The organism is Streptomyces sp. NPDC001709, assembly GCF_053596375.1.
This window is the reverse complement of the sequence record NZ_JBSFGB010000004.1, coordinates 163,844-184,263: the sequence shown is the minus strand read 5'-3', so window position 1 is coordinate 184,263 and position 20,420 is coordinate 163,844. Positions and strand designations below refer to the sequence as shown.

Below are 20,420 nucleotides of genomic sequence, written 5' to 3'. Positions count from 1 at the left end.
TCAGTGACCGGGGACGTATCCGCGTTTCTTGTCGACCACGTTCACCAGTGATCTGCCCGCCGCCCAGCGCTCGTACAACTCCACGAACTGCGTGCCCAGTTCGTCCCGCCAGCCGACCGTGTCCCCGCTCATGTGCGGGGAGACGATCAGCCCCGGCAGGCCCCACAACGGGCTGTCCGCGGTGAGGGGTTCGGTGGCGAAGACGTCCAGGGCCGCGCCCGCGATCCAGCGCCGGGTCAGGGCCTGGGCGAGGGCGTCCTCGTCCACGAGCTGGCCGCGGCCGACATTGACGAAGAAGGCGGACGGCTGCATCACGCCGAAGCGGTGGGTGTCGAACATGCGGTACGTCTGCTCGGTGAGCGGCGCCGCCGCGATCACCCAGTCCGCGCGGGAGATCAGCCGGTCCAGGTCGGCCGGGCCGTGGATGCCCGTCCGCGGCACCCGCCCGACCAGCGCCGTCGTCACGCCGAGCGCCTTCAGGGTGCGTACGATCGCCCGGCCGATCGGCCCCGAGCCGACCACGCACGCGCGCGTGCCCGCCACCCGCCGGCCCTCCCGGTGCCGCCAGATCCGCTCCCGCTGGAGCTCCAGCGTGCGCGGCAGATCCTTGGCGACCGCCAGCACCAGGGCCGCCACGTACTCGGCGATCGGCTGGTCGAAGATCCCGCGCGCGTTCGTCACCACCGTGTCGGACGCGGCCAGCTCCGGGCTCATCAGATGGTCCACGCCCGCGCTCGCCGTGTGCACCCAGCGGGGGCGCGGTCCCTCCCCGGGCCAGGCCTCGCGGACCGCGTGCGAGGTGAAGTCCCAGATCAGGAGGACGTCCGCCGCGGGCAGCCGCTCGGCCAGGTGCGCGGCGTCCGTGTGCACGATCCGGGCGCGGCCGGTGAGCCGACCGAGCCGGGGCGGCGGCTCGGCGTCCAGCACGAGGAGCGTGGGGAGGGTCGTCATACGGTGCGGCTCCGAGCGTCTGACGTGCGCGGATTGTGCGGAGATTATGCGCGGATTGACCACGCTCGCACCCGAACCTACCTTCGTCAACACGGGCGCATTCGCGATCCGTTGCCCACTCGTCTCCCAGCGTGAGGCCGGTGCCAGCGATGGACGTCTCTTTTCTCGGCGGCCCCCGCCCTCAGCGCGGGGTCGGAGTGGTGGCTCCCTTCGATTTCGCCCTCGACCGCGAGCTGTGGCGCTGGGTGCCCGACGAGGTGTCGCTGCACCTGACCCGGACCCCGTTCGTGCCGGTCGAGGTGAGCCTGGACCTGGCCCGGCTGGTCAGCGAGCACGAGACCCTCGGTGACGCCGTGCGCGCGCTGACCGCCGTCGCGCCCGAGGCCGTCGCCTACGCCTGCGCCTCCGGCAGCTTCGTCGGCGGGATCACCGGGGAGCGGGCGATGTGCGCCGCGATGAGCCTGGCGGGCGCGCCGCCCTCGGTGACCACGTCCGGCGCGCTGCTGGAGGCGCTGGCCGAGCTGCGGGTACGACGGGTCGCGCTGGTCACGCCGTACACGGTGTCGGTGACCCGGGCGCTGGAGGACTTCGTCGCCGAGGCCGGCGTGCAGGTCACCGGGTGCGCCTTCATGGGGCTGACGCGGCACATCTGGAAGGTGCCGTACCGGGACGTCGCCGCCATGGCACGGCAGGCGGTCCGGCCCGGCACCGCCGACGCGCTCTTCATCTCCTGCACCAACCTGCCGACGTACGACGTGATCCCCCAGCTGGAGGCCGAGCTGCGCATCCCGGTGCTGTCCGCCAACCAGGTCACGATGTGGGCCGCACTGCGCCGACTGGGTACCCGAGCCGTGGGGCCGTATCAGGCGCTGCTGGACGAGTCGGCGCGCGCCTGGCCCCCCGTACTGCCGGAAGAGCCCCCCGTACTGCCGGAAGAGACGCAGGAAGGCTGGACATGACCGCACTCGGATTCCTCTACCCGGGCCACTCCGCCGAGGACGACTATCCACGCATCGAGCAGCTCCTGGGCAGCGACATCCGGGTGGACCTGGTGCACACCGACATCGGCGAGGACGCGCACCGGGTGGCCGCGCTGCGCGAGATGGGCTCCGCCGAGCGGCTCGCGGCGGGCATGGAGACCCTGCGGCTGACCGGCGCCGAGACGGTCGTGTGGGCCTGCACCAGCGGCGGCTTCGTACATGGCTGGGAGGGCGCCCAGGACCAGGTGCGCACGCTCGCCCGGCTGGCCGGGATGCCCGCGTCCTCGACGTCGTTCGCCTTCGTGCACGCGGCCCGGGAGCTCGGGGTGCGGCGGGTCGCGGTCGGGGCGACCTACCCGGAGGACATCGCCGCGCTGTTCGCCGGCTTCCTGCGGGCGGGCGGCCTGGAGGTGACCGGGATGCGCTCCTCGGGGATCATCACGGCCGCGGAGGTCGGCACCTGGGGGGAGGAGGACGTGCTGACGCTGGCCCGGGCGGCGGACGTACCGGACGCGGAGGCGGTACTGCTCCCGGACACGGCCCTGCACACGGCCGCGCATCTTCCGCTCCTGGAGAAGGCGCTGTCCAAGCCGGTGCTCACGGCCAACCAGGTGACGGTGTGGGAGGGGCTGCGGCTCGCGGACCGGCGGGTGAACGCGCCCTCGCTGGGGGCGCTGTTCACGAGGGAGCCGATCGTGCAGGTCTGACTCGGCCCCGGCTCGGCTCCGAGTCGGCTCGGCTCCGACTCGGCCCCGGCTCGGCGGAATAAGCGGAGACCGCCTCCTGTTAAGGCACGGCAGGACAGCCCACGCCACAAACAGGAGGCCCACACCGTGTCGGCAGACGAGGCAGACGAGATCCGGGGCACCACGCACGGGAGCGCCCCCGCCCCCCTCTCCGTACTGGACCTGGTGACCGTCGGCGCGGGCAGTACCGCCTCCGACGCCCTGCGCACCAGCGTGGCGCTGTCCCGGTTCGCCGAGGCGCGCGGCTTCCACCGGTACTGGGTCGCCGAGCACCACTCCATGCCCGGTGTCGCCTCCTCCTCGCCCGCCGTGATCCTCGCCCACCTCGCCGCCCACACCGACCGCATCCGGCTCGGCTCGGGCGGCGTCATGCTGCCCAACCACGCGCCCCTCGTCATCGCCGAGCAGTTCGGGACGCTGGAGGCGATGGCGCCGGGCCGCATCGACCTCGGCCTCGGCCGCGCCCCCGGCACGGACGGCGCCACGGCCGCGGCCCTGCGCCGCAGCGACACCCTGAACGAGGGCGCCGACGACTTCCCGCAGCAGCTCGCCGAGCTCACCCGCTTCCTGGACGACGACTTCCCCGACGGGCACCCGTACCGGCGGATCCACGCGATCCCCGGCCCGGTGCAGGCCACCGCCCCCGGTGGCGTCCAGTCCCCGCACCGCCCGCCGATCTGGCTGCTCGGCTCCTCCGGGTTCAGCGCGCGCCTCGCCGGAATGCTGGGCCTGCCCTTCGCCTTCGCGCACCACTTCTCCGCGCAGAACACCATCCCGGCGCTCGACCTGTACCGGCAGACCTTCCGCCCCTCCGCGGTCCTCGACGAGCCGTACGCCCTCATCGGCGTCTCCGCCCTCGCCACCGACGACGAGCGCGAGGCCCGCCGCCAGACCCGGGCGGTGGCCCTGAACATGCTCCGCCTGCGCACCGGCCGGCCCGGCCTCTTCCCCGACCCGGACGAGGCCGAGAAGCACCGGTTCAGCCCCGCGGAGGAGGAGTTCATCACCTCCTGGACGTCCAACATCGTGCACGGCACCGCCGACGAGGTCCGCTCCGGCCTGGACGACCTCCACAAGCGCACGGGCGCCGACGAACTGATGCTCGTCAGCCACGCCCACCGCGGTGAACTGCGCCTGCGCTCCTACGAGTTGATCGCGGACGCCTACGGCTTGCCGACCGCGTAGGTCTGCGCGCCGAGGAACTCGGAGATACGATCCGGCGGCACCGGGCGGGAGTACAGCCAGCCCTGGCCGGTGTCGCAGCCGATGCGGCGCAGCCGGGTGGCCTGCGCCGAGGTCTCCACGCACTCGGCGGTGACGGTGATGCCGAGCCGGTGGGCGAGCTGGATCATCGCCTCGACGATGACCTCGTCGGCCGGGTTGGGGGTGATCGCCGGGTTCTTGCCCGGGTCGGCCTCGTACTGGAAGCCGCGGACGAAGGAACCGTCCAGCTTCAGGGTCGAGACCGGCAGGCGGCTGAGGTAGGCGAGGTTCGAGTAGCCGGTGCCGAAGTCGTCGATGGCGATGCGTACGCCCATGTCGCTGAGGGCCTGGAGGGCCTGCAGGGGGCGCCCGGCCGAGCCCATCACCGCCGACTCGGTCAGTTCCAGCTGGAGGAGGTGCGGGGCGAGCCCGGTCTCGGCGAGGATCTCCGCCACGTCGGCCACCAGGTCGGAGTCCCACACCTGCCGTACGGCCACGTTGACGCTGACGAAGATGGGCGGCTCCCCGGGATGGTCCAGCTGCCAGCGGCGGGCCTGGCGGCAGGCGGTGCCGAGCGCCCAGCGGCCGAGCTGCACGATCGAGCCGTCCTCCTCGGCCAGTCCGATGAACCGATTCGGCGTCAGCGTGCCGAACTGCGGATGATTCCAGCGGATCAACGCCTCCACCCCGGCGAGGCGGCCGTCCTCCATGCCGACCAACGGCTGGTATTCGAGCGCGAATTCGTCGCGGTCGATGGCGGGGCGCAGAGTGGACGACAGGGCCTGACGGGTCATCCGGTGCGCGTTGCGCTCGGGGTCGAAGAGGGTCCAGCGGGCCTTGCCATCGGCCTTCGCCCAGTACAGGGTCGTATCGGCCGCCTGCATCAGGCCGGTGGCCGTCGTACCCGCCGTGTGGCGCTCCACGACCCCGATCGACGCCGTCAGGGACAGGCGCTGGCCCGCCAGGTCGAAGGGCTCCTCCAGCGCCTTGAGTGCCGACTCGGCGAGTTCGGCGAGCTGTTCGGTGCCGGTGGAGTCCTCGACCAGCACGGCGAACTCGTCGCCGCCCAGGCGGGCCACCAGCGGGGTGACGGCGCGGGCGTAACCGGCCTCGTCGGCCACCCGGGTCAGACGCTCGGCCGCGGCCGCGAGGAGCCGGTCGCCGACGCGGTGGCCGAGGGTGTCGTTGACCGCCTTGAAGCCGTCGAGGTCCAGATAGCACAGGCCGATCCGGCCGGTGCCGCTCTGCTCGTAGGACTCCGCCTCCAGCGCGGCCGAGAGCCGCTCGAAGAACAGCGTGCGGTTGGGCAGCCGGGTCACCGGGTCGTGCATCTGCAAGTGCCGCAGCCGCGCTTGGAGTTCACGGCGGGCGCTGATGTCGGCGACGGACAGCAGCACTCCGGGCTCGCCGCTCAAGGGCGCCACGGTGATCTGCGCCCACACCGAGTGCCCCTCGGGGTGTTTGAGCCGGCGGGTGCAGCGCAGCCGGGCCTGCCGGCCGCGCAGGACCTCGCGGTAGGCGTGCCAGCTGCGGGTGTCCGAGGCGAGGTCGACGAGGTCTGCGGCGACCCGGCCGATGAGTGTCTCCGGATCGGTGCCGAGCAGCTCGCCGAAGGCCGCGTTGGCGGCGGCGACGAGTCCCGCAGGGTCCACGACGGCCATGGCGAGCGGGGCAGTCGCGAAGACACGATGATAGGTAGTATGGTCACTGTCTGTGACGGCTGACCGGTCGAGGTCTGCCGTCGGCGTCGGCCCTTCGGACGTTCCGCTCACCGCTCGCTCCCGCAGTGCACTCGATCGCTGTCGTGCCGGAAAGTGTGCCGATCATAGAGGCTGGCCCCGGGCCCTTCCAGCCACTGTCCAGTGTCCCGGACGGAGCAAGGGTTCTGACAGATCGTTTCTGCCCGCCCGAAGGCGGGTTCTTCAGGCCCCCGACCAGTTGTGACGTTGCGTGAGTGTTGCGGGGTGTCGAGCGCCGGAGCGCGCGGGATCGTCCGGGGGGCGCACTCACCCTTGTGGTGCAGGCGAACAGGGCATAGCGCAATCAATACCATCAATCTGGATGTGGGTCCCCGCGAACCGCATCCGGAGGTCATGCCCGTGCCCAAGCTGCGCAGCACCGCCGCCGTGTGCACCACGATGTCGGCGCTCGCCGCGACCTCGATCCTCTCCGGCCCGTCGGTCGCCGAGCCCTTCTCCACGACCCCCTGCGCCCTGCACCGGACCGACGCCCACCACTCCGAGGGCGTGGACACCTGGAACCCGGACTACACCCACCCGACCGGCGGGCTCGACGCCGTGCTGGTCTTCCTCTCGTTCCCGGACGCCGCCCCGCGCGCCACCCCCGCCGAGCTGACCGCCGACCACTTCCCGGCCACCAGCCGCTACTACGAGCAGGCGTCCTACGGCCGCTTCACCCTCCGCCCGCACCCCCTGAAGCGTTGGCTGCGCATGCCCCGGCCCTCCACGGCGTACGCCATAAGGCGGGACTGGAGCGCGGAGGACCGGGCCGCCTATCTGCGGGACGCGTTCGCGGTGGCCGACAAGGAGGTCGACTTCTCCCGCTACCAGGTCGTCTACTTCGTCGCCGACCCGGACGCGCCCGGCGTCGACTCGGACGCCACGAAGGTCGTGAACCTCGACACGCCCATGCACGTGGACGGCACGGACATCCGCCGGGTCGTCACGGTGTTCGAGAAACACCCGCCGGACCGGCTGGTCCTCGCCCATGAGACCGGCCATGTCTTCGACCTGCCCGACCTCTACCACCGGCCGGTCGACGGCAAGGGCGACTGGGACACCTACGTCGGCGACTGGGACCTGATGGGCAGCCAGTTCGGGCTCTCACCCGACCTGTTCGCCTGGCACAAGTGGAAGCTGGGCTGGCTGGATCCGCGCCAGGTGGTGTGCGTGCGCGGCGCGGGGCCGACCCGGCTGACCCTGGAACCGCTGGAGGCCGGCCCGGGGATCCCGGTGCAGGGCGCGGCGGGCGCCCCCGCCTTCGGGCTCGGCCACGGCGTCAAGCTGGCGCTCGTACGCACCGGCCCCGACAGCACCCTGGCCTTCGAGGCGCGCGGCCCGGCCGGAAACGACCGGGCCGGCTGCCGGCAGGGGGTGCTGGTGTACCGGATCAGGAGCGGCGCGGAGTCCGGCGGCGGCCCCGTGGAGGTCGTCGACGCCCACCCGCACACCGAGGCCTGCTGGGAGAACTCGGTCTACCCACCCCTCGCCGACGCCCCGGTCGCCCTCGGCGAGAGCTTCACCGTGCCCGGGGAGGGCGTCCAGGTGGAGGTGGAGGGCAGGACGGCTTCGGGGGCGTGGACGGTGCGGATCACGCCGGGGGTGAGTGGCTGAGGGCCTCTTGTCAGGCGCGTCGTGTATACGAAAACGGCGGGCCGGATTCTTTCGAACCGTACCCGCCGTTTCCTTCGCGTGCGCCGCCAGGGACTCGAACCCCGGACCCGCTGATTAAGAGTCAGCTGCTCTAACCAACTGAGCTAGCGGCGCCTGCTGACGTCGTAGACCTTAGCATCCTGGTCGGCGGGAGGAAAAATCGATATCCGGACCGCCGCGCGGGCGGCCCGTACGGCCGCCCAGAGCACGACCTCGGGGCCCGGCAGCCAGGGGTGACGCGTGTCCGGGGCGACCAGCCAGCGCGCGTCGCCGGGGGTGTCGCCTCCGGCCGGCGCGGGGACGCTCACCGCGTCCCCGGTGCCGTGACACAGCAGCGGCGGCACCGCCTCCGTACGGTTCGAACCCCACTCCTCCCAGGCCAGCAGCGAGGGCAGCCGCTGGGCCGTGCCCGGCGCGGCGAACAGCAGCACACGGCCCCGGAACACCGCGACAGGGCCCGAACCCGGCCCGTCGTCCCACAGCCGGTCCAGCATCCGGCGGCCGAAGATCGCCGGCGCGCTCACCACGTCGAAGACGGTGCCGCAGGGCAGGACGACCGGGGCGTCCGGGCGCTCCTCCCACAGGGCCGACGTGCTGCGCGGATACGTTGCCGCGGAGGCGAGCCAGTCGACGCCGTCGGGGGTGACTCGGGTGACGTTCGGTGCGCTGCTCATGCCACCCAGATGTACCGGGCGTGAGCGGGCAGTTCTTCTGAGTTGCGGAAACTCGGGACAGGGAGGGTGGGGGAGGAGTATCTTGCCCGCCTGGCATATGCCGGGTGGGGTTACGGGGCCGTGAGGTCACACGGGATCGGCGGTCGTCCGTCCGTCGGCGTTCCCCCGCATCAGGTCCCGGCCGAACTCGACCATCTTCTTCGCGTAGTCCTCGGTCCACTCCGCGCGATCGGCGATGTCCGCCGGGGTCAGCCGGTCGAACCGGCGCGGGTCGGCGAGCTGGGCCGCCGCGATGGCCTGGAACTCCACGGCCCGGTCGGCGGCCGCGCGGAACGCCTGGGTCAGCTCGGTGGCCCGGGCCAGCAGCGCCCGCGGATCCTCGATCGACTCCAGGTCGAAGAAGTGCTCGGGATCGGCGGCCGCCTCCGCGGGCTCGAAGATCAGGGGCGCGGGGCGTAGCCGCGGTTCGTGACGACGCGGCGTGGGCTCCGCCATGTCTCGTCTCCTCCTCGTACGGTTCGCTGGGCCCCGCCTTCAGGTGGGCCACCGTCCATTGTCCCGCGCGCACGCAAGGGGCCCTCACGGCCGCCGGCCGCCCCGGTGCTCGCCCAGGTGGGCCAGGACCGCGTGGTTCGCCTCCCAGCCGTCCGGGGCTGTAACCATTGGCCGCCTCCGGCGGCGTGCCGGACTCCGTCCGGCGGATGGGGTGGCGCCGCACCGATCGCCTGCTGGGCGGGTGGCGGAGTGGTGGTCATGGTCGCCAGGGCACCCGGTGTTCCGCCAGGTGGGCCAGGATCGCGTGGTTGGCCTCCCAGCCGTCCGGGAACTTCACCAGGGTGCCCAGCTGGACCGGTTCCGTGGACGGGTAGTCGTCCAGGAGGTCGCCGACGCCCTCGCGGCAGACGACGATGCAGGCGTGGCGGTGCCGGGAGGCCAGGACGCACAGGCGGCCGGTCTCCAGGTGGAAGGCGGTGGCGTCGGGGCGGCCGGAGAGCGGGTGCAGGACGACCGTGATGTCGTACTCCCGGCCCTGGAGGCGGTTCGCGGTGTCGACCGTGACGTCCGCCGCGCCGAGCTCGGCGAGCGCCGTGCGCACCGCCGCCGCCTGGTCGCGGTGGGCCGTGCCGACGGCGATGCGGTCGGCGGTGAGGGGGGTGGGGGCCTCGGAGCGTTCGGAGAGCGCCGCGCCGCCTCTGTCCAGCAGGCGGCGTACGACCGTCGCCACCGCCCGTACCGCCTCCGGATCCGTGCGCGGGGTGTGCCGGGCCGGCAGTTCCAGCAGGCCCCAGCCGGATTCCGCCGCCTCGTCGATCACCCGGTCCGGGCCGGAGCCGTCCGAGGGGACCGCGAAGGACAGCCGGCGGTCGCCGTGGCCGGTGCCGCTGCGGAACGGGGTGTACGGGTAGAACGCGTCGGAGACCAGGGGCGCGGCTGACGCGGGCAGGCGCCAGGAGACCGGGAGGCGGTGCTGCGGGAGGCCGGGGTTGTGGGCCAGGAGGGTGGTCACGGCGGAGGCCGAGGGGTCGTACGACAGCCCCGCCCACTGCTCGCTGCCGACGATCGCGAACGGGTCCAGCTGCCCCGGGTCGCCGACGAACAGCGCCCGCTCGAACAGGCCGGCCACGGCGAGCAGCGAGTCCGAGCGCATCTGGTACGCCTCGTCCACGATCGCGTGCCGCCATGGCTCGTCCACCTTGACGTGCGCCCACTTCGCGGCCGTGGAGAGGACCACCGGCAGTCCGTTCAGGTCGGCCGCCTTCGCCGACGTGCGGACCTGCGGCAGATCGTCCAGCGCCTTGTCGTAGGGGTCGGTGTCGCTGCTGTGCAGGCGGCCGACCGGCAGCTCCGGGTTCTTCTCGGCGAGCCGCAGGACGAGGTCGTCCACCTGGGCGTTCGTCTGCGCCACGATCATCAACGGGCGCCCCGCGTCGGCCAGTTCGAGGGCCGCGCGGACCACGAGCGTCGACTTGCCGGCCCCCGGCGGGGAGTCCACGACCACGCCACGCGCGGTGCCGTGCAGGGTGTCGTGGAGGATCGCGTCGGTGGCGCGGGCGGCAGCGGCTCCGGGGTCGAAGTCGACCGTCGTCACAGCACGTCCTCCTCGGTCACGGTGTCGGGGGCCTCCGGTGTGGGCTCACCCGGCGGGCCGCCGTGCGTCCACGGGGTCTCCTCCGGGTCGGGCAGCTTCGCGCCGCCGCGCTGTTCGTGCTCGAACAGGGTGAAGCAGAGCCGGTCGCCCTTCTCCGGCACCGAACCGGGCTCCGGCTCCTTGCCACGGCCCATCTTGTCCACGATCCGCAGCACGAGGACGCCCCCGGCCGAAGAGTCCTCGTACCCGACGAACTCCGCCGACTGCGGCTTGCCGCCCAGCGAGCGGTACACCTTCGCGCGCTCCGCGAGATGCGGCCGGTCGTCCGTGCGGACCGTCACCAGGGGGCGGGGGCTCGGCCGTTTGCCCTCGCTGTACGCCATGACGACATCCGTCACCTCGCCCGCGAACGCCTCCCCGGCCAGCCGCCGCCCCGCCATCACCAGGGGGTCGTCCAGCGCCTCCTGCGCATCGAGGCGCGCCTGCTCACGCTCGCGCGTGGCCAGCTTGTTCGCCGCCGTCACCGCGTCGTCCCGGCGCGGCTGCGGGGGCTCGCCCGCCAGCACCCGGTCGCGGTGGCCGGTGAAGGACCAGCGGTCCCGGGTCCAGCGCTCCGCCACGTGCGCCCCCTCCGGCAGCGCCCGCAGCAGGTCCAGGCCCCGCCACACCGCGTCCCAGGTGGGCCGGGTATGGCTTGCCACCAGGTCGCGGATCTCCCGCTCGGCCGCCGTGAGCGCGGCCAGCCGGTCGTCGGCGGCCAGGGCGTCCTCGGCGGCGGCGAGCGCCGTACGCGCGCGGTCGTAGCGCTCGATCGCCGGGGCCAGCAGCTTGTTGTCGAACGCCGGGTCCGTGGCGGGACCGGCCGGCGGGCACAGCAGCTGGCCGGCGGCGTCCCTGGCGAGCTCGGCCCGGCGCGCGGCCTCGGCGCCGGACGCGCCCTCCGGAGGATCGATCCAGGCGAGCAGCGCGCCCAGGTGCTGGTCCTCCAGGCCGGACTGGCCGGTCGCCCAGTGCCGGGACAGCACATCGGTCAGGGCGAGGAGGAGGGAGGAGCCGGGGACCCGGGACCGCTCGCCGTAGTGGGTCAGCCAGCGGCCGAGCAGCGGCACCCGGGGCGGCGCCGGGTGGGGCGCCTCCGGTTCCTGCTCGGCGGTACGGCGGAAGCGCATGGAACGGCCCAGCAGCCGTACGAGGTCCAGGCCCGCGCGGCTCGGCACGATCAGCTGGGGGGCGTCCGCGCACAGCTCCACCTCGACCTTGACCCGCTTGCCGGTCTCCGGGTCGGTCTCGGTGCGCTCGGCCGCCTCCACCGACTCGGCACAGGAGTCGATGTACGGCAGGACGACATCGGCCAGGTCGGCGAGGAAGGAGAACCGCAGGTCGCGGTCGCGGGGCTGCGGCACGACCAGCAGGCGGGGCGCGTCCCGGTCGGTGCCGACCAGGGCGCCGAGCGGGGCACCGGCCTCACCGGCGGTGGTGAGCGGCACGAACACCAGCGGGCGGTCGGACAGATGCCGGTGCCGGACCGTCGCGGCGGGCTGGGCCCGGCCGCCGCTGACGGCCTCGAGCCGGGCGAGGGTGGCGATCAGGGACACGGGGCGACCTCCCGGTGGGCCGCGTCCGCCAGCGCCTCCGCGCGCAGTGCCGCCGCCCGGCGCAGTGCCGCGACCGCCGCGTCGTCGGGGTCGCCGCTCTCACCGCGGGCCGCCGCCAGGACGTCCTCGACCGTGGCCAGACCGCCCAGTTCCGCGCGCAGCGGCCGGCCGAGGCGGGTGACGGCGCCCTCCTCGCGGGCGCGTTCCCGGCAGTGGAAGGCCAGTTCGCACGCGGACAGGCACTCCGGCGCGTACGTCGCCGGGACCGCCTCCACGGCCGCCGTCAGCTCCTCGGCACTGCGGTCGGGCGCGAAGCACATGCCCTCGGGCAGGGAACCGGCGATCTCCTCGACCCGGGTGAGCCGGGCCAGCTGGCGGGCGGTGACCGCGCGCTGCTTGCGGACGTCCACGGCGGAGCCCGCGGGCAGGTTGGAGAAGTCCTTCGGGCACACCAGGAGCACCCGGTGGTGCACGCGCGGGGAAGGATCCAGCCGCCCGGCCACGTCCTCCAGGGCGAGCACGTACACCGCCGCCTGCCGGGCCGCCGCACCGACCTTCGCGGGGTCCGCCGAACCGTCCAGCATCGGGAAGGACTTGATCTCCACCACCGACCAGCTGCCGTCCGGGTGCACCACCACCGCGTCCGGCTCCAGGAAGGCGAGCGAGCCCGCCACGTCCAGCGCCAGCATCGGATGGTCCAGCAGCGTCCAGCCGCCCGCGCGCGTGGCCTCGCGCAGCGCCAGCGCCGTACGGGCCGTACGCCCCTCGGGGCCGTGCGCGGTCAGGTCGGGGACGGCGGCCGCGGCCGGCGGTTCGGCGCCCGGGTCGAGGCGGGCGTGCGCCAGCCGCAGCAGCTCCGCGCCGCCGTCCGCCTTCACCCGCGCCTCGAACGCGTTGCCCCGGGTCAGCGCGAACTGCGACTGCCCGAAACCCGACGGCGCGCCCAACGCGCCCGCCAGCCGCGCCTTGTCCACCCCGGCGCCGTCCAGGATCGCCCGCCGCGCGCACCCGGGGTTCGCGGCGAGGGCCGCGAGGGCGCGGGCGTCCAGGGCCTTGGCCGGTACGTCGGGACCGCGCAGCTCAGCGAGCCGTTGCCGGAGCCCCTTCGCCCGCGTCGCTGGGGGAGGCGTCCGGTTCGGCTCCGCCGTCGAGCTGCGACTCGCGCTGCCGTGGAATTCGCTCACCCGCGGAAGTCTGGCATCCGGCACTGACAATCGGGGAACCCGTGCCGTCCGTGACCGGTGTGCGGCGCGGGACCAGCCGGGCCCGCAGCAGGTCCAGGCCCCGCATCACGCGCGGCGCCAGCAGGAGGCCGACGCCCATCACGGCGATGCCCGCGACCGCGTCCAGGAAGTAGTGGTTCGCGGTGCCCATCACCACGAGCGCGGTGCCCAGCGGGTAGACGACACCGAGGATCTTCGCCGCGCGCGTGCCGCCGTGCCGCCATAGCATCACCCCGCACCACAGCGCCCAGCCGACGTGCAGACTCGGCATCGCCGCGTACTGGTTGGTCATGCCGCCCATGCCGCGCGGCGCGCTCGCCTCGCCGCCCCACCAGCCGTACGAGCTGTAGTGGGCCATGGTGTCCACGAAACCGTGGCCGGCGGACAGCAGCCGGGGCGGGCAGGTCGGCAGCAGGGTGAAGCCGATCAGGCCGATGAACGTGGACGTCATCAGCCAGGTGCGGGCCCGCCGGTAGTGCTCGGCGTGGGCCCGGAACAGCCAGATGAGGATGGCGGGCGTGACCAGGTAGTGCAGCGAGGCGTACCAGAAGTCCGCCGGGACGCCGAGCCAGGGCTGGCGTGTGAACAGCCGGTTGAGCGGGTGCTCGGCGTTGAGGTGCAGGGCCTTCTCGAAGCGCAGGATCGCCAGGCCGTGGTCGACGGCGCTGTGCACATCGCCGCGGGCGAGGAGGCGGCCGGCCGAGTAGCAGCCGTAGACCAGCAGGATCAGGGGCAGCTCGGTCCACCAGCGCAGCCGGGTACGCGGGGCCCCCTCGGTGCCCGGTGTCTCGGTCTGCGGCATCCGATCGCCCTCCCCCTTGTCGCTGTGCGGCGCCGCCCGCAGGCGACCGTGCCACTTTACGGCGTCCCTATCTCGCCCATGAGGGCGCTCCGGCCCACAAAGACGCCGAGATCGCCCGCCGGGTTGCCCCGACCGGGGGTGAGCGATGATGGAGAAGTCCTCTCTTCTTGTTTCCGTGGCGTCCGTGTGGCGTCCCGCTCCCGGAAAGGTCCCTCATGGCACCGCGCATCCTGCTGGCCCGGCACGGACAGACGGATTGGTCGCTGTCCGGCAAGCACACCGGCAGGACCGACGTACCGCTGCTGGAGGAGGGCCGGCGCGGGGCCAAGCTGCTCGGCGAGCGACTGCACCGGGCTCCGCTGGACGGGCTGCCGGGGGTGGAGGTGCGCACCAGTCCGCTGGCACGCGCGCGTGAGACGTGCGAACTGGCCGGCTTCGGGGACCGGGCCACCGTGTGGGACACGCTCATGGAGTGGGACTATGGCGCGTACGAGGGCATGACCCCGGCCGAGATCCAGGCCGTGCGGCCGGGATGGCTGATCTGGCGGGACGGGGTCCCGGAGGGAGAAACCATCGCCGACCTGACCGCGCGCGCGGACGAGGTGGTGTCCTGGGCCCGCTCGGCCGACCGCGACGTCCTGGTCTTCGCCCACGGCCACATCCTCCGCTCCATAGGCGCACGCTGGCTGGGCCTGCCGCTGGACTTCGCCGCCCGGATCCGCCTGAACCCGACCTCACTGTCCGTCCTGGGCTGGGCGTACGGGGAGCCGGCGATCGAGAGCTGGAACGATGTGGGCCACTTGGCGGGATAGCCGGCCCGCTACGCCCTCCCCGTCCTCGGCATGGACGCATACCGGTCCAGGAACTCCGACACCCCCGACGCCCGCCGGTGCGGCAACAGCACGCGGGCCGTTCCAGCCAGCATCCCCTGGATGCGTGAGGACTGGACCTGGTCCAGCAAGGACAGCACCCGCAGGCCGGCGGCAGCCGCCTCGTCGGGCCGCCCCTCACGGGCCAGATCATCGGCCAACTCGGCGGTATAGAGCGCGATGTTCCGGGTGAAGTGAGGATCTTGCAGCTCAGCTGCGCGGTACGCGTGCCGTGACGCCCGCCGCCAGTCGCCCAGCATGGACCAGCACTGCGCCTCCAGCCCCTCCAGCTCGGCCTCTCCGTAGAAGCTCATCCACTCGGGGTCGGCCTCCGAGCGGCCCCGCCCGAAGAGGGCCTGCGCCCGGACGAGCGCCTGCTCGCACCCGGTGCGGTCGGCGAGCCCCGCCCAGCCGCCCGCCTCGCGCAGGGCGAGCAGGGACATCAGTCGGGCGGAGCCCAGCGGGCGGGCCGCGCGCTGCGCGGCCTGCGCGGCCCGGACCGCCTCCCGGGGGCGGCCGGCGTCCCGCGCCAGGAACGCGGTGTTGCAGAAGGCGTGCGCCTCCAGCGCCGGGTCCCCGGTCATCCGCGCCGTGGCCAGCGCCTCCGCGTAGTGCGAGCGGGCGTCGTCGAAGCGGCCGGAGTCGTGTGCCAGCCAGCCCACGGAGATGGCGAGTTCACCGGCGCCCGAGAGCAGCCGGTCGGCGGTGGTCTGCCGGGTCGCACCGGCGTCCAGCAGCGCATAGGCCGCGCGCAACGGAGCCGCCGCGCGCCGGTAGAGGCCGTCCGCGCCGTGCCGGTCGTCGAGCAGCCGGATCCGGCGGACGGCCTCCTCCAGGGCGGTCGCCTCGGGGCTGCCGGCCCGGCGCGCGGGCCGGACCGCGGCCGCGGTGTCCGTGGTGAGTCCCAGCGGGCTCAGCGTGGCGGCGGCAACCGTGGCGCCTCCGCCGGTCATGAATGCGCGACGCAGCACGTCGCTCTCCTCGTGGTTCAGGTGGTCTTTCGCGTACGGCTCGCACGGCTCGTGCGGGTCGTACGGGCGGTGCGGGTCGAGCGGGTCGTGCACATCCTGTGTGTCATACGGTTCGACCGCCCCTGGCGTCTCACCGGCCCCCGGCCCCTGGCCGGTGATGAGCGCCTCGGGCGCCTCCGCCGCCGTACGCGCCGCTCGGCCGCGGACGGACGAGCGGGGCGCGAAGCCGAGGTCGGTGAGCGTGCGACCAGGGAACATGTGCAGGAACACCCGTTCGTAGGCGTAGTTCGGGCAGCGGATCTCGCCCGCCTCGACCCTGCCGACGTAACGCGCGTCACAGCTCACCCGCTCACCGATCTCGCGCGCGGCGCGCCGTACGAGCGCCGCGAACTCGGCCGGTGAGCGCCTGCCACGCAGTTGCCGGAAGGCGAGGTTCGGCCTGGATGGCCGTTCGGGCTGTGACGCGGTCTCGGTTGACGACGCCATGGCCGGGTCCTCTCGTGCGAACCGTCGAACCATGCCGGATCCGGGGCGGAAACGTGACGAGTTGTCCGAGTGACACCCTGGTTCCGGCGGGCATGAACGTACCTGCTGTGAAGGTCCCGCCACGCGGTGTTTAGCTACAAACCGGATATCTCATCCATGATCTGCCATGAAGTGCCATCCTTTGCGGCGCACTTGTGCCGTAGCCGTTGACGCGCTGACGCGTTGGACCCCATGGACCGCAACAGGGCTGTGTGGTGGAGGCCGGCATGGAGACCAGCCAGAGCAACGATCCTTGTACGTCGCCGTCGTCTGCCGAGGGAGACGACGGCGACCCGGCGGCATGCGACCTCGTGACGGTACCGGCCCGGCAGGGCCTCGAGGCGGTCGACATCCTGAGGCGCGGCGCCGGCGACGCGATGGGGCCCGTGCTGCACGACGGCGGCTGCGCCACCCTCGGCTTCCTGGTCCCGGCCGGCACCGCGGCCGGCTGGGACGTGCCGGGCAGCACCTGCACCGGGACCGACGGCCGCGGACTCAGGCTGAACCCCGAGCCGCCCGTGGAGGGCTCCGACTGGCTGCTGCCGCCCGGCGAGGCCGACCTCGCCACCGACCCGGTGGTGCTGCGCCGGGCCCTCGGGGAGGCGGCCCGGATGATCGAGGCGGCCGACAGCTGCCGGTGAGGCGTGGGCCCGGACCGCCTGCGAGAATGGTCCGATGGGCAGGTCCAGGAACGAACGGCACACGCGGCGCAGGCCGGCCGCCGCCGAAGCCGTCGTGGAGGCGGTCGACGGGGGGCTCGCGCAGCTGGTCCCCGATCCCGACCGCAGCCGGGCCTGGACGCTGCTGATCGACGGCGCGCCCCAGTCGCACGTCGACCTGGACGATCCCGCCCACCTGTCCTTCGAGTACCAGCGCCGCCTCGGCCATGTGATCGACCTCGTCGCCCCGCCCGGCAAGCCCGTGCACGCCGTGCACCTCGGCGGGGGCGCCTTCACCCTCGCCCGGTACGCCGCCGCCACCCGCCCCCGCTCCACCCAGCAGGTCGTCGAGCGGGACGCGGCCCTGGTCCAACTGGTCCGCCGGGAGCTGCCGTTGGATCCCAACGCCCGGATCCGGGTGCGGTCGGCGGACGCCCGCGCGGGTCTCGCCAAGGTGCCGGACGGCTGGGCGGACCTGGTCATCGCCGATGTCTTCAGCGGCGCCCGCACCCCCGCCCACCTCACCTCCACCGAGTTCCTGGACGAGGTCCGCCGGGCCCTGAAACCGTCCGGTGTCTACGCCGCGAACCTCGCCGACGGCCCGCCGCTCGCCCATCTGCGCGGCCAGATCGCCACCGCCGCCGCCCGGTTCGCCGAACTCGCGCTGATCGCCGACGCGGCCGTACTGCGCGGCAAGCGCTTCGGCAACGCCGTCCTGGTCGCCTCCGACGCGCCGCTCCCGCTCGCCGAACTGACCCGCCGCTCCGCCTCCGACCCGCACCCGGCCCGGGTCGAACACGGCACATCGCTCACGGACTTCACCGGCGGGGCGACTGCGGTGACGGACGCCACGGCGGCGGCCTCCCCGGCCCCGCCGCCCTCGGTGTTCCGCTGACCCGGCCTTTCCCGGGCGCGGGGCTCAGTAGTTCCCGATCTCCACATGCGGCGGGCCGTCGTGCCAGGTGCACATCACCGACACCCGGTCCGTGCCCCTGGTGAACTCCACCCGGATCCAGGTCGAGGTCTTCCACACCTGCATCGACCAGCCCGTCCCCGGCGTCGCCGAGACGAGTGTGGCGCTGGACGCACCCAGCTCGAACACCGCCCGGCCGCCGTCGGTGTCGTAGGACTTGACCTGGCCGGACGCGGAGTCCGAGGCGGTCGCGGAGGGGCTCGGCGTCCGCGTGGTGCGGGTCGGGGCCGGTGCCGACGGGCCGGCCGGCGGTCGCTGCGACGGGGACGGCCGGTGCGTCGGTGAGGCCAGGGACCTCGTGCCCTGCGCGGTGGCGTCGGCGGCCGTGACCGGCAGGGCGCGCGGCGGGTCGTACGCCGTCGCGGCCATCACCGTGTGCACACCCCACCACGACAGCGTGACCGCCGCTCCCGTCGCGAGCAGCCACGCCAGTACGTGTACGAGTCCTCTGCGCATCGCGGGCCATACTGCCTCAGGGGCGCCGCCGTGCGCACACGTCCCGAGTTATCCACAGGCTCGGACCGGCGTCGGCCGCATGGCGTACGGTGCGGCGCATGGCAAGTGTGCTCGTGGTCGAGGACGACCAGTTCGTACGCTCGGCGCTCATCCGGCATCTGACCGACGCCGCACACACCGTGCGCAGCGTCGGTACGGCACTGGAGGCGCTGCGCGAGGTCGCCCATTTCCGTTTCGACGTCGTCATCCTGGACCTCGGACTGCCGGACCTGGACGGCTCCGAGGCGCTGAAGATGCTCCGTGGCATCACCGACGTGCCCGTCATCATCGCCACTGCCCGGGACGACGAGACGGAGGTCGTCCGGCTGCTCAACGCCGGCGCGGACGACTACCTGACCAAGCCGTTCTCCGTCGACCACCTGTCCGCGCGGATAGCGGCCGTGCTCCGCCGGGCCCGCTCCGGCGGCGCGGAGCCCCCGCCCTCGTCCGTGCTCCGCGTCGGCGGCCTGACCGTCGACCCGCTGCGCCGCCAGGCCGAGCTGGACGGGGTCCGTCTCGACCTGACCCGCCGCGAGTTCGACCTGCTCGCCTTCCTCGCCGGCCGGCCCGGTGTCGTCGTCCCGCGCAAGGAACTCCTCGCCGAGGTCTGGCAGCAGTCCTACGGCGACGACCAGACCATCGATGTCCATCTGTCGTGGCTGCGCCGGAAATTGGGGGAGACGGCAGCCCGGCCCCGCTATCTGCACACGCTGCGGGGTGTCGGCGTGAAGCTCGAACCCCCCATGGAGCCGTCTGTGGAGGGGGAGCCGGTGCGATGAGGTGGGCCCTGGTCAAGGTCTGTCTGGCGGTCACCACGATGGTCGTGGTCGCCTTCGCCGTGCCGCTCGGCCTGGTCGTCGAGGAGATGGCCCGCGACCGCGCGTTCTCCAACGCGGAGCGGGAGGCCGCGGCGGTCGCGCCCGCGCTGTCCATCACCACCGACCGGGACAAACTGGAGCGGGTCGTGGCCTCGGCCGGCGCCGACTCCGGGATGGCCGTGCATCTGCCGGCAGGCGCCGGCCGGCCCGCGCTCGACCTCGGCCGGCGGCGCGCCGCCGACCGCGACATCCAGGCGGTGCGGAAACTGGGCCGGGCCTCCACGACCACCGTGACCGGCGGCTCCACGCTGCTCCAGCCGGTCGCGCTCGGCTCCGGCGACATCGCGGTCGTCGAGGTCTACGTCCCCGAGTCCGAGGTGACCAACGGCGTCGGCACGGCCTGGGCGGTGCTCGCGGCGGTCGGCCTCGCGCTGATCGTCGGCTCGGTCGCGGTCGCCGACCGGCTCGGGGTGCGCATGGTGCGGCCCGCCCAGCGGCTGGTCCGGGGCGCGCACGAGCTGGGCGAGGGCAAGCTGGGCGCCCGGGTGCCGGAGGACGGCCCGACCGAACTGCGGCTCGCGGCCGTCGCGTTCAACTCCATGGCCGACCAGGTCGTCCAACTCCTGGCCAACGAAAGAGAGCTGGCCGCCGACCTCTCGCACCGGCTGCGCACTCCGCTCACCGTCCTGCGGCTCAACGCGGCCTCGCTCGGCGCCGGACCGGCCGCCGAGCAGACCCGGGCCGCCGTCGCCCAGCTGGAGCGCGAGGTCGACACCATCATCCGCACGGCCCGGGAGGCCAAGCCGCAGACGGCCGCCGCCGGCCCGGGTGCCGGGTGCGACGCGGCCGAAGTGGTGCGTGAACGCATGGAGTTCTGGTCCGCGCTCGCCGAGGACGAGGGCCGCAAATGGCGGGTGGCCGGAGTGGACCGGCCGGTACGCATACCCGTGGCCCGCGCAGATCTGGCCGCGGCCCTCGACGCCCTGCTCGGCAATGTGTTCCGGCACACCGCCGAGGGCACCGCCTTCGCGGTCGACGTGCACAACGGCGAGGACGCGGTGATCGTGCTGGTCTCCGACGCGGGCCCCGGCATAGCCGACCCGGACGCGGCGATGGCCCGTGGCCGCGGCTCCGGAAACGCCGGTTCGACCGGCCTCGGCCTCGACATCGTGCGCCGGCTCGCCGAGTCCACCGGCGGGGACGTACGGCTCGGCGCCTCGGTGCTGGGCGGCGCGGAGGTGCGGATCTGGTTCCAGTTGGACGGACGGGGGCCGGTCGGGCGAGGGCACCGGGGGCGGGTGCGCAGGCGCCGATGGGGCAAACCGGTCCTGACTGGTCTCGACCATTAATCGTCCCCGATCCCTTCCTTAAGCGAACCCTAAGGTCCGCAACGGCCGTCCCGATCACGTCATTTGCCCGATTCCGGATCGCTAGCGTGCTGCCGCACTCACCCCC

The 20,420-nt window shown here is 73.5% G+C and carries 19 protein-coding genes and 1 tRNA gene; 9 read left to right on the top strand and 11 right to left on the bottom strand.

Features of this window, described 5'->3' with window-relative positions:
• A complete protein-coding gene (locus tag ACWC0C_RS07985) occupies positions 1-951 on the bottom strand; it encodes a D-2-hydroxyacid dehydrogenase (protein WP_450862488.1) in 951 nt (316 codons plus the stop codon).
• A gap of 149 nt (positions 952-1,100) precedes the next feature.
• Between ACWC0C_RS07985 and ACWC0C_RS07980 the strand changes: the two genes are divergently transcribed.
• The 3 genes from ACWC0C_RS07980 to ACWC0C_RS07970 all read left to right on the top strand — a co-directional run bounded on the left by ACWC0C_RS07980 (position 1,101) and on the right by ACWC0C_RS07970 (position 3,862).
• Positions 1,101-1,910, top strand: a complete 810-nt coding sequence (locus ACWC0C_RS07980) for a maleate cis-trans isomerase family protein (protein WP_449199766.1) — start codon at positions 1,101-1,103, stop codon at positions 1,908-1,910.
• Complete coding sequence (locus ACWC0C_RS07975) at positions 1,907-2,638, top strand: maleate cis-trans isomerase family protein (protein ID WP_449199765.1); 732 nt, start codon at positions 1,907-1,909, stop codon at positions 2,636-2,638. The genes ACWC0C_RS07980 and ACWC0C_RS07975 overlap by 4 nt, the downstream gene beginning before the upstream one ends.
• A 126-nt stretch (positions 2,639-2,764) precedes the next feature.
• Positions 2,765-3,862 (top strand): LLM class flavin-dependent oxidoreductase, encoded by a 1,098-nt coding sequence (locus tag ACWC0C_RS07970; RefSeq protein ID WP_449199764.1) that lies wholly within the window; start codon positions 2,765-2,767, stop codon positions 3,860-3,862.
• Here the strand turns inward: ACWC0C_RS07970 and ACWC0C_RS07965 are convergent.
• Positions 3,841-5,652: a putative bifunctional diguanylate cyclase/phosphodiesterase gene (locus tag ACWC0C_RS07965; protein WP_450862485.1), complete on the bottom strand. Its 1,812-nt coding sequence runs from the start codon at positions 5,650-5,652 to the stop codon at positions 3,841-3,843. The two genes, ACWC0C_RS07970 and ACWC0C_RS07965, sit on opposite strands and share 22 nt — an antisense overlap.
• Before the next feature lie 321 nt (positions 5,653-5,973).
• On the opposite strand from ACWC0C_RS07965, the gene ACWC0C_RS07960 reads away from it, so the two are divergent.
• Complete coding sequence (locus ACWC0C_RS07960; RefSeq protein ID WP_450862483.1) at positions 5,974-7,233, top strand: M6 family metalloprotease domain-containing protein; 1,260 nt, start codon at positions 5,974-5,976, stop codon at positions 7,231-7,233.
• A gap of 79 nt (positions 7,234-7,312) precedes the next feature.
• On the opposite strand, the gene ACWC0C_RS07955 is transcribed toward ACWC0C_RS07960, so the two are convergent.
• The 7 genes from ACWC0C_RS07955 to ACWC0C_RS07925 all read right to left on the bottom strand — a co-directional run bounded on the left by ACWC0C_RS07955 (position 7,313) and on the right by ACWC0C_RS07925 (position 13,655).
• Positions 7,313-7,386 (bottom strand) — tRNA-Lys (locus tag ACWC0C_RS07955).
• Positions 7,377-7,946 (bottom strand): bifunctional DNA primase/polymerase, encoded by a 570-nt coding sequence (locus tag ACWC0C_RS07950; protein ID WP_450862481.1) that lies wholly within the window; start codon positions 7,944-7,946, stop codon positions 7,377-7,379. The genes ACWC0C_RS07955 and ACWC0C_RS07950 overlap by 10 nt, the downstream gene beginning before the upstream one ends.
• 126 nt (positions 7,947-8,072) lie before the next feature.
• Entirely contained in the window at positions 8,073-8,441 is a 369-nt protein-coding gene (locus ACWC0C_RS07945) for a hypothetical protein (RefSeq protein WP_450862479.1), read from the bottom strand.
• A 256-nt stretch (positions 8,442-8,697) separates the two neighbouring features.
• Positions 8,698-10,035 carry an AAA domain-containing protein gene (locus tag ACWC0C_RS07940; protein WP_450862478.1) on the bottom strand — a complete coding sequence of 446 codons (1,338 nt, stop codon included), beginning with the start codon at positions 10,033-10,035 and terminating at the stop codon, positions 8,698-8,700.
• Positions 10,032-11,630 carry a hypothetical protein gene (locus ACWC0C_RS07935; RefSeq protein ID WP_450862476.1) on the bottom strand — a complete coding sequence of 533 codons (1,599 nt, stop codon included), beginning with the start codon at positions 11,628-11,630 and terminating at the stop codon, positions 10,032-10,034. Before ACWC0C_RS07935 ends, ACWC0C_RS07940 begins: the two co-directional genes overlap by 4 nt.
• On the bottom strand, positions 11,621-12,814 hold the full coding sequence (locus ACWC0C_RS07930; RefSeq protein WP_450862474.1) for a hypothetical protein: 1,194 nt from the start codon (positions 12,812-12,814) through the stop codon (positions 11,621-11,623). The genes ACWC0C_RS07935 and ACWC0C_RS07930 overlap by 10 nt, the downstream gene beginning before the upstream one ends.
• Entirely contained in the window at positions 12,711-13,655 is a 945-nt protein-coding gene (locus tag ACWC0C_RS07925) for a phosphatase PAP2 family protein (RefSeq protein WP_450862473.1), read from the bottom strand. Before ACWC0C_RS07925 ends, ACWC0C_RS07930 begins: the two co-directional genes overlap by 104 nt.
• Before the next feature lie 215 nt (positions 13,656-13,870).
• Between ACWC0C_RS07925 and ACWC0C_RS07920 the strand changes: the two genes are divergently transcribed.
• A complete protein-coding gene (locus tag ACWC0C_RS07920; RefSeq protein WP_449199755.1) occupies positions 13,871-14,467 on the top strand; it encodes a histidine phosphatase family protein in 597 nt (198 codons plus the stop codon).
• Between the two features lie 8 nt (positions 14,468-14,475).
• On the opposite strand, the gene ACWC0C_RS07915 is transcribed toward ACWC0C_RS07920, so the two are convergent.
• On the bottom strand, positions 14,476-15,981 hold the full coding sequence (locus ACWC0C_RS07915; RefSeq protein ID WP_450862472.1) for a hypothetical protein: 1,506 nt from the start codon (positions 15,979-15,981) through the stop codon (positions 14,476-14,478).
• A gap of 266 nt (positions 15,982-16,247) precedes the next feature.
• Here ACWC0C_RS07915 and ACWC0C_RS07910 point away from each other — a divergent pair, with 266 nt between their 5' ends.
• Positions 16,248-16,661 (top strand): hypothetical protein, encoded by a 414-nt coding sequence (locus tag ACWC0C_RS07910; RefSeq protein WP_450862471.1) that lies wholly within the window; start codon positions 16,248-16,250, stop codon positions 16,659-16,661.
• A gap of 34 nt (positions 16,662-16,695) precedes the next feature.
• The gene (locus ACWC0C_RS07905; RefSeq protein ID WP_450862470.1) at positions 16,696-17,574 is read left to right on the top strand and encodes a spermidine synthase; all 879 of its coding nucleotides are present in this window, start codon (positions 16,696-16,698) and stop codon (positions 17,572-17,574) included.
• A 24-nt stretch (positions 17,575-17,598) separates the two neighbouring features.
• Here ACWC0C_RS07905 and ACWC0C_RS07900 read toward each other — a convergent pair whose 3' ends face one another.
• On the bottom strand, positions 17,599-18,108 hold the full coding sequence (locus ACWC0C_RS07900) for a hypothetical protein (RefSeq protein WP_450862469.1): 510 nt from the start codon (positions 18,106-18,108) through the stop codon (positions 17,599-17,601).
• A 98-nt stretch (positions 18,109-18,206) separates the two neighbouring features.
• Between ACWC0C_RS07900 and ACWC0C_RS07895 the strand changes: the two genes are divergently transcribed.
• Complete coding sequence (locus tag ACWC0C_RS07895; RefSeq protein ID WP_449199750.1) at positions 18,207-18,926, top strand: response regulator transcription factor; 720 nt, start codon at positions 18,207-18,209, stop codon at positions 18,924-18,926.
• Positions 18,923-20,314, top strand: a complete 1,392-nt coding sequence (locus ACWC0C_RS07890) for a sensor histidine kinase (RefSeq protein ID WP_449199749.1) — start codon at positions 18,923-18,925, stop codon at positions 20,312-20,314. Before ACWC0C_RS07895 ends, ACWC0C_RS07890 begins: the two co-directional genes overlap by 4 nt.
• Positions 20,315-20,420 lie beyond the last annotated feature (106 nt).

What these genes read in the sequence shown, in the direction of transcription:
- ACWC0C_RS07985 (WP_450862488.1), bottom strand. Translation starts at nt 951, where the DNA reads ATGACGACCCTCCCCACGCTCCTCGTGCTGGACGCCGAGCCGCCGCCC.
- ACWC0C_RS07960 (WP_450862483.1), top strand. Translation starts at nt 5,974, where the DNA reads ATGCCCGTGCCCAAGCTGCGCAGCACCGCCGCCGTGTGCACCACGATG.
- ACWC0C_RS07900 (WP_450862469.1), bottom strand. Translation starts at nt 18,108, where the DNA reads ATGCGCAGAGGACTCGTACACGTACTGGCGTGGCTGCTCGCGACGGGA.
- ACWC0C_RS07925 (WP_450862473.1), bottom strand. Translation starts at nt 13,655, where the DNA reads ATGCCGCAGACCGAGACACCGGGCACCGAGGGGGCCCCGCGTACCCGG.
- ACWC0C_RS07890 (WP_449199749.1), top strand. Translation starts at nt 18,923, where the DNA reads ATGAGGTGGGCCCTGGTCAAGGTCTGTCTGGCGGTCACCACGATGGTC.
- ACWC0C_RS07920 (WP_449199755.1), top strand. Translation starts at nt 13,871, where the DNA reads ATGGCACCGCGCATCCTGCTGGCCCGGCACGGACAGACGGATTGGTCG.
- ACWC0C_RS07945 (WP_450862479.1), bottom strand. Translation starts at nt 8,441, where the DNA reads ATGGCGGAGCCCACGCCGCGTCGTCACGAACCGCGGCTACGCCCCGCG.
- ACWC0C_RS07910 (WP_450862471.1), top strand. Translation starts at nt 16,248, where the DNA reads ATGGAGACCAGCCAGAGCAACGATCCTTGTACGTCGCCGTCGTCTGCC.
- ACWC0C_RS07895 (WP_449199750.1), top strand. Translation starts at nt 18,207, where the DNA reads ATGGCAAGTGTGCTCGTGGTCGAGGACGACCAGTTCGTACGCTCGGCG.
- ACWC0C_RS07950 (WP_450862481.1), bottom strand. Translation starts at nt 7,946, where the DNA reads ATGAGCAGCGCACCGAACGTCACCCGAGTCACCCCCGACGGCGTCGAC.
- ACWC0C_RS07915 (WP_450862472.1), bottom strand. Translation starts at nt 15,981, where the DNA reads ATGGCGTCGTCAACCGAGACCGCGTCACAGCCCGAACGGCCATCCAGG.
- ACWC0C_RS07980 (WP_449199766.1), top strand. Translation starts at nt 1,101, where the DNA reads ATGGACGTCTCTTTTCTCGGCGGCCCCCGCCCTCAGCGCGGGGTCGGA.
- ACWC0C_RS07905 (WP_450862470.1), top strand. Translation starts at nt 16,696, where the DNA reads ATGGGCAGGTCCAGGAACGAACGGCACACGCGGCGCAGGCCGGCCGCC.
- ACWC0C_RS07975 (WP_449199765.1), top strand. Translation starts at nt 1,907, where the DNA reads ATGACCGCACTCGGATTCCTCTACCCGGGCCACTCCGCCGAGGACGAC.